We start from the raw sequence: 5,179 nt of genomic DNA on the forward strand, positions 1-5,179 counted from the left end.
TGCCGGTGGTGTGGTGGGCGACGGTGACGTCGTGTTCGGTGACGAGGATCATCACGGGTGTGCGGGCGTGGCGGCGTCCGACGCCGAGGTCGCGGAGGGTCCCGGCTCTACGGAGGGTGAGGTTGCCCAATTGGTCAATGACGCCGTAGCGGATTCGGTAGTGGATCGTGCCGAGGGGTGTTGGGTGTTACCAACAACGAGATTGGCCGGCAACGTCGTCAGCGCACATTCTTGAAGACCGAGTTGCCTGATTGGCCGCGTCTAGTCTCGAAGGACGGCCATGTCCTCGGAGTCCAAGCCGAAGGCGTCCGAAATGATCGCCTCGATGTTCGCTCGGAGATTTGTGGATCGCTGCTCAAGGCTGGACCGTAGGACGCTGTCGGTTTCGGCGCGTAAGCCCTTCGTAATCATCTGCAATTCGCGGACGTGTGAGTCAATTCGTTCTACGTCGGACTTGCCTAGACTCGGAATTGGAATGTCATGGAGCGTCCCTTTTGTGTGCACAAGGTATGCACCCTGGTAGGCCTTTCCTCGAGATGCTACGAATGAATCAGCTGCTGGGTGAGAGGCAATGGCGATAATCACGTTCTGCGGGTACAGCCCATCTTCGGGAACGGTCATTAAGGTATAGGGACCGCCATGACCACCACCTGAAACTACGATCCCGCCTGGATCTTTCACATACTGTGGGCTAAGCGACATAGTGCGGATGATGACCTTATCCAAGTCCATGCGTACCAGGTTTTGAGAACGGCCATACGCCCAAAAAGCCTCCCCAGGATCGGGTGAGATGCTGCGATTGAGGAGCTCATCGCGATGTGCATCGAAGTATGCCAGCGCTCGTGGGAATGATAGTTCGAGCTCTGCCCTCGAAAGCGGAAGAGCACGCGCCTTCTTTTTCCCTTCCGCTGGAAGAATTCGGTATGGAAATATGACGAAACCATCTGGCTCGGGAGAAATGTCATATGGCGTCAGGCTTCTATCGAGGAGGCTGGGCCGCACAATTCCCCGTTCGATTGTCCAATTTGCGCCGAGTGGATCGGTGAAGGCGACCAAGTCAGTATCACTTTGTGCATCATTCGGCCTGAAGAAGTAGTAGTCATTTTTCGAAGTCTGGACGCCTACGTAAACCTCGGCCACGTGCTTATCTCCGAGTATTGCGATCGCGCTATCTTGCATTTTGCCAAAAATCACTTGATGCAGCGCTGACGCCATTGGCCACGGGGCTCCTCCTAAATCGGCCCGTGTGAGTGGGCTTACAACACCACTGGCGCCTGCCCGCCAAGAGTGAAGATCCTCCACGATCTCCAGCGCGGCGTCGTCTTCCGTCTTGCGCCCTGCGAAGATCAGGGCGGTGTACGTTAGCCGTCCTGGAAAAACTTGGTTGACGCCAAAATGTACAAGCTTTGTCAGCCGTCGCCCAAGCTCCTCACGGATCGCACTCGCCGCGCCGGCGTTGGTGAGAGTGTGGGGCACGATCATTGCTAACTCACCGGTTAGGCGCAGGAGACTGATCGCTCGCTCGACAAAGATCATGTACAGATCGAGAAGGCCGCTGCCGCTTCGGTACTCGCTGCGGGAGTCCTGAAAATAAGCCAACTGATCGGGCATATGGGCCTGCAGGGTTTGAACCCTCACGTAAGGCGGATTGGCGAAGACAATTGAGAAACCGCCTTCGGCCATGACCTGGGGGAAGGCGTCGTTCCACGAGAACTGAGCCACGGCGGCTCGTCGTCCCGGATCGGAGGCGATTGAGGGAAAGCGCTGATCGAAATCCGTGGAAACGACTGCATTTCCCGCCCGGACATTGTTCGTCAGATCGGGCAGGATGCGGAAGTCCGTCTTGGGATCAACTCGGGCCTCTCCGAGGATTGCAAGCAAGAGACTCAATCGCGTGACTTCGACAGCCTCGGCGTCAATATCAACCCCGAACAGGTGTTGCGTTGCGATATGAGATCGAGTTGCCAGCGTAGTCGCCCCGGCTTTTTCCAGATGACTGAGAAGTCGCTCAAAAACAGCCAGCAGGAATACCCCAGATCCGCAAGCAAGATCGACTATCCGAAGGTCTTCTGAAATCGAGTTATCCGCCGAAAGGTGTCTGGTGAGCGGGGCGTCTACAAGCGAATCAACAATATATTGCGGCGTGGGCACCACCCCGTTGGTGTGAGTCAACTCCGGTTTCTGCACGAGAGTGACCCCGCGGTCGCTTCCAATTTGGACGCGCTCCGATAAGTACTGCTCGTAGAGCTCCGCCAGGACATCTGGTCGCATCACTCCAAAGGCAAACTTCGTCTTCGGCCAGTAGAGCTCGGAGATCACAGAACGCAGAATTTCTGCAGTGACTGCAGTCTCTTTCAGTACCGTGAATAGCCCAGCGTTGAATACTCGGTCTGCTTCCTCGAACGCGGCAATCACGGCCTCACTGCGAGCCGACTTCAAAAGTCGCTGATATGTCCAAATATCGCGGTCTTCACATACGCGTAAGAACAGAAGCGCGTTCAATACCTGTTGTGTCCTTCGCCCCACTTCGGCGGCTCCGAGCAATATGTTTCCAGCGGCGATATCTGTCGACAGAGCGAGGCGCCAGTTTCGAAAGTGGGCGAGGAACGTCTTGTCAAACGGGGATGTCCCGCGGGGAGGGGCTACGTAATTGTGGACAGAACTGAACTTTTCATCGTCCGAGACGTTTTCAAAAGCCAAGTAATCCCATAGCAAATCGAACTTGGCCTCGTAATCCTCGAAGCTGATGCGACATCCAGGGATCACGGCTTCGTCAGGGTCTTGGTTTTCAACGGGGGTGTGTCGGGCATCGAAAATAATCGTCTCGGAAAAGTTTGTAAGTACGGCCGCTGGAAGAGACAGCGACCAGCCATAGGATCGGGCCTGAAGCGAGGATTTTGCCGAAGTGTTCAGGCGAACCGATGGCTTCTTGGCCTCGACAGGAAGTCGGTCGCGCCCATTAATCCGAAGACGGTAGTCAGGACGCCCGATGACGTAAGCATCGGGATTGGCAGCATGCTCGAGCACAACGGACCGCTGTGATTGAACTGAGCCGGCGTCATTGTGGACGTCCCACCCAAAAAGGATTAGGAACGGGTCAATGAATTCTCCTCGCGCTTCAGTTTCTGTGTAGCGCGAACTCGGAGACTCAATCACCCTCCGTTGAACCTTGTACTTTGCGATCAATAGTCTTAGAGATTCAAAGGCTTCGATCTTCGAAAGGCGGATAAAGCTCATAGTGTGAACATTAGTGACGTGGACGCCCTCTGCTGGATCGACGCGCGTGGGGAAGGCGTGTCGGTGGTTGCCAAGTAATCTTGAGTCGACGAAAGAGGGTCGGAACAAGTGGCAGATTTCGCCAGTAAGGCTTCAGCGAGCGCGGAAAAGATCCGAGGTGGTTACTACACTCCGACTGAACTCGCCGCCTTTGTTGCTTCGTGGGTTGCACAGGCTGGTTTCATTCGGCTTGAGCCGTCGTGTGGGGATGGAGCCATTCTCGCACCGCTTAGCGCCGACTCACGGGCCGTAGTCACGGGTATCGAGCTGGTTGCAAGTGAAGCCCAAGCAGCTAGGGAATTCGCTCGGGCGAATGTGATTGAGTCGGATTTCTTTGAGTGGTTCACTCCGGAAAAACATTCAACCTTTGATGGCGTCGCTGGAAATCCGCCTTATATTCGATTTGGGAACTGGCCCGAGAAATATCGCCTTGGCGCCATGCGTTTTATAGAAGCTCAGGGCATGAAAGCCAGTCGACTCACAAATGCCTTCGTCCCATTTGTTATCGCGTCCTTGCTTGCGGTCAGACAGGGCGGGCGGGTTGGGCTTGTAGTTCCTGCCGAGATCCTCCAAGTGGGCTACGCATCGGAGCTCCGCAGATTCCTCGTTGACAATAGCTCGACGATTACGATCGTTAGTTTTCGGAAGCTTGTGTTCGAGGGCATCCTTCAGGAAGTGGTTTTACTCCTTGTTGAGCGCGGAGACGGGCCCGCCAATATCCGTACCTTCGAAGTGTCGGATGGAAGCGAACTGGGAACATTGGTACTCGACCTGGACGATCGCGGGTCGGTGCGAGCTCCGTTGCACGACAACGAGAAATGGACGAAGTACTTCTTGGATCCCTCCGCGATCGAGGTCCTGCGAAAGCTTCGCGCGGATTCCAGGCTCATCCCATTGGGTGAGATCGCGACAGTCCAAGTCGGAGTCGTTTCTGGTCGCAACAGCTTCTTTTGTATGACAGCCGCAGAAGCGCGGGACCGTGGCGTCATCGAGTGGACAGTTCCACTTGTTTCAAAGAGCCAACAGGTTCCGGGCCTCAGCTATTCTCAGGATGATCATTCCTCCTTTGAGGAGACCGACCGGAATACAAGGCTCCTACACGTCCAATCCGATGTTCAGATCGGAGACCATCCGGCTCTCGAAAAATACATTCAAGATGGCGAAAATGCCGGGGTAAATCTTGGATATAAATGCAGCATTCGCTCTCCTTGGTGGAAGCTTCCAACTCCGTGGGTCCCCGAGGCTTTCATGTTGCGTCAGGTTGGCACGCACCCCCGAATTATGGCGAACTACACGCAGGCGACGAGCACGGACACTGTCCATCGTGTGAAGCTTCACGACCAAAGCATCGATCCGGCAAAATTGTCGGTAGCTGCCTTCAACTCTGCAACGTTCGCCCTCTGCGAAGTGATCGGCCGGAGTTATGGAGGCGGGATACTCGAGCTAGAACCATCGGAGGCCCGGGAACTCCCCGTTATTGACCCGTCAGTCATTCCAGACGGGCTGGCTAAGGCAGTTGACCGTCTAGTGAGGGATGGCGACGTCGCCGGTGGCCTCGATCTTGTCGACAAGGTCGTACTCGTGGGCATACTCGGGTTCTCCGAGAGAGAGGTTCTTCTCCTTAGATCGCAATGGGTGCGACTGCGGGATCGAAGAATGTTTAGAGGAAAAAGGTAATTGTGAGGCTGGCCAGTCACATTGCTAGACCCTGGAACTTTCAGAGGAATGCCTGGCCGGTCGTCTCGAGCCGCTACGGCTCACGCCTGACCAGTATCTATTGATGGCTGCAGCTGTCGGCCGCACCGAAACCAAACCGACAAGGTGCCGGGTCTGCTGCACGGTTTGGTGACAGGTTGTAGTCACGCAGCCGGGACGGCTGGCGTGTTCATGATTGTCTCGTATG

General features: G+C 55.5%; 2 protein-coding genes. One reads left to right on the plus strand and one right to left on the minus strand.

Features of this window, described 5'->3' with window-relative positions; genetic code table 11:
- Nucleotides 1-261 precede the first annotated feature (261 nt).
- Nucleotides 262-3,237: an Eco57I restriction-modification methylase domain-containing protein gene (locus HB677_RS18055; protein WP_213817129.1), complete on the minus strand. Its 2,976-nt coding sequence runs from the start codon at nucleotides 3,235-3,237 to the stop codon at nucleotides 262-264.
- A gap of 108 nt (nucleotides 3,238-3,345) precedes the next feature.
- Here HB677_RS18055 and HB677_RS18060 point away from each other — a divergent pair, with 108 nt between their 5' ends.
- Complete coding sequence (locus tag HB677_RS18060) at nucleotides 3,346-4,953, plus strand: class I SAM-dependent methyltransferase (RefSeq protein WP_213817130.1); 1,608 nt, start codon at nucleotides 3,346-3,348, stop codon at nucleotides 4,951-4,953.
- The last annotated feature ends 226 nt before the right edge of the window (nucleotides 4,954-5,179 follow it).

Origin of the sequence: Glaciihabitans sp. dw_435 (assembly GCF_018449675.1) — a bacterium.
Taxonomy (GTDB): Bacteria; Actinomycetota; Actinomycetes; order Actinomycetales; family Microbacteriaceae; genus Glaciihabitans.